Genomic DNA, 1,750 nt, shown 5'->3' on the forward strand with positions numbered 1-1,750 from the left:
AACTCACCAAGAGCCCCGCCGGCGCCAACCAGTGGGTCGCCAAGGACGCCGAGGAGATCATCCCCGACGCCCACGACCCGGCCAAGCGCAAGAAGCCGATGATGCTCACCACCGACCTGGCGCTGCGGTTCGACCCCGAATTCGAGGTCATCTCGCGCCGGTTCCACGAGAACCCGGCCGAATTCGCCGACGCGTTCGCCCGCGCCTGGTACAAGCTCACCCACCGCGATATGGGCCCGGTCGAGCGTTACCTCGGCGCGGAGGTCCCCTCCGAGGTGCTGCTGTGGCAGGACCCCATCCCGGCCGTCGACTTCGAGGTCGTCGGCGAGGCCGATATCGCCGCGCTCAAGGAGCAGGTGCTGGCCGCCGGGCTCACCGTCCAGCAGCTGGTGTCCACCGCGTGGGCCTCGGCCTCGACGTTCCGCTCCAGCGATAAGCGCGGCGGCGCCAACGGCGCCCGCATCCGCCTGGAACCGCAGAAGAGCTGGGATATCAACGAGCCCGAGCAGCTGGCCACCGTCCTGAGCGCCCTGGAGAAGATCCAGGAATCGTTCAACGCCGCCCAGACCGGCGGTAAGAAGGTCTCGCTGGCCGACCTGATCGTCATCGCCGGCGCCGCCGGTGTCGAACAGGCCGCCCAGGCCGCCGGAGTCCAGGTCACCGTCCCGGTCACCCCCGGCCGCAACGACGCCCTGCAAGAGCAGACCGATATCGACTCCTTCGCCGTGCTCGAACCGCGCGCCGACGGGTTCCGCAACTACATCGGCAAGGGCCACCGGCTGCCCTCGGAGCACCTGCTGATCGACCGCGCGAACCTGCTGGGCGTCACCGCACCGGAACTGACCGTGCTGGTCGGCGGCCTGCGCGTCCTGGGCGCCAACTACAAGCAGTCGAAACAGGGTGTGCTCACCGACAAGGTCGGCACCCTGACCAACGACTTCTTCGTCAACCTGCTCGATATGGGTGTCGAGTGGAAGTCCACCGACGAGTCCCAGGAGACCTTCGAGGCCCGCGATACCGCGAGCGGCGAGGTCAAATGGACCGGCACCCGCTACGACCTGGTATTCGGCTCGAACTCCGAACTCCGCGCCGTCGCCGAGGTGTACGCGGCCGACGACGCGAAGGACAAGTTCGTGCGCGACTTCGTGTCGGCATGGAACAAGGTGATGAACGCGGACCGTTTCGACCTGGTCTGATCCCCTTCACCCGGCCACCGGGCGCAGGTATGTGATCGCCCGGGCATCCACGGATGCCCGGGCGATCCGCCGTTTCCGACGCGGTAACGGCGGGCCTGCCACCCCGGCACCTCGACGCAGCCCGGACCGCCGCCGCGGATCCGGACGAACCGATGGGCAGCCGAACCCACGGCCAGTAGCGTGACGATCATGAGCACCGCACTCCCTGCCTACGCCCGGCAGGTATGGACACTGCTGGAACCCCTGCACGCCGTCACCTATTTCGCACCCGAGCCGCTGCATGCCTTCAAAGCGGCGGGCTACCGCGGATTCTGGATGGGCTACTTCGCCGGACGCGGCGCCCCACTGGGCCCCACCGGCCCCGAAGTGGTACACGCACTGTTCTACAACTTCACCCTCGACCGAATCGCCAAAGCACTGCCGTCCGCCTGGGAATTCGCCCCGCCCGCGGCCGCCCTCGACGCCCGCGCCCACGGCTCGGCCGCCGCCCTGCGCCGGCACTTCGGTGACCTCGCCGAGAGCCCCGGCCTCGCCACCGCCGCCGACCTGGCATC

The 1,750-nt window shown here is 68.9% G+C and carries 2 protein-coding genes; both read left to right on the forward strand.

What is annotated here, in order from left to right; all coding sequences use genetic code 11:
* The coding region (locus tag ACWDU1_RS32100) for a peroxidase family protein (RefSeq protein WP_450004174.1) at window positions 1-1,196 on the forward strand (1,196 nt) is incomplete at its 5' end.
* 189 nt (window positions 1,197-1,385) lie between these two features.
* On the forward strand, window positions 1,386-1,750 hold a 365-nt coding region (locus ACWDU1_RS32105; RefSeq protein WP_450004175.1), incomplete at its 3' end, for an SCO6745 family protein.

The sequence above is a fragment of the Nocardia sp. NPDC003345 genome, assembly GCF_053589395.1.